Genomic DNA, 896 nt, shown 5'->3' on the forward strand with positions numbered 1-896 from the left:
TCCTCGACCTGCAAATGCTCGACATCACCCGTGAACCCATCGAGGTGGCCCCGACGGCCCACTACTCGATGGGCGGCGTCTGGGTCCGTCCCGAGGACCACAGCACCGACGTCCGCGGTCTGTACGCCATCGGCGAGGCCGCCAGCGGTCTGCACGGCGCCAACCGCCTCGGTGGCAACAGCCTGATCGAACTCCTCGTCTACGGCCGTATCACCGGCCAGGCCGCGGCGGCCTACTCGGAGTCCCTCACCGCGCAGCCCCGGTCCGCGACCGCCGTGGCCGAGGCACGTGCCGAGGTCGACGAGCTGCTGGCCGCGGACGGCCCCGAGAACGTCCGGGCGCTCCAGCGCGCGATCCGCAACACCATGACCGAGCACGCCGGCGTCGTCCGGGACGAAGAGGGCCTGCGCGCCGGCCTGGCGGAGCTGGACGCCGTCGAGAAGCGCATGCAGAACGTCGGCGTCCATCCCGACATCGCCGGCTTCCAGGACCTCGCCCACGCCTTCGACCTCAAGTCGGCCGCGCTGGCGGCCCGCGCCACCCTCGAAGCGGCACTGGAACGCCGGGAGACCCGTGGTTGCCACAACCGCAGCGACTTCCCCGACATGGACCCCGCGTTCCGCGTCAACCTGGTCTGGTCGCCGACGACCGGAATCACCCACGAGCGCATTCCCGATGTCCCGGACGAGATCGCTTCCCTCATGGCGGACGTGTCCACCGACGGAAAGCTCGTCGAGTAACAGGTTTCCGAGCACCGGAAAGCCTGAACACCTGAACTCCAGCAGCGCCGGAAACGCCAGAACACCGATGCATCGGTTCGCCTTGTCACAGAGCGGGTGAGCATTCGGTCTTGTCTGGTGCAGGCGAAAACGCACATCTCGAAAGGACATTCACAT

The 896-nt window shown here is 68.0% G+C and carries 1 protein-coding gene; it reads left to right on the plus strand.

Annotated elements, in window-relative coordinates; all coding sequences use genetic code 11:
- On the plus strand, positions 1–740 hold a 740-nt coding region (locus tag ACF088_RS41305), incomplete at its 5' end, for an FAD-binding protein (protein WP_392381130.1).
- Positions 741–896: the final 156 nt, after the last annotated feature.

It is taken from the genome of Streptomyces sp. NPDC015125 (assembly GCF_043080045.1).
GTDB lineage: Bacteria > Actinomycetota > Actinomycetes > Streptomycetales > Streptomycetaceae > Streptomyces.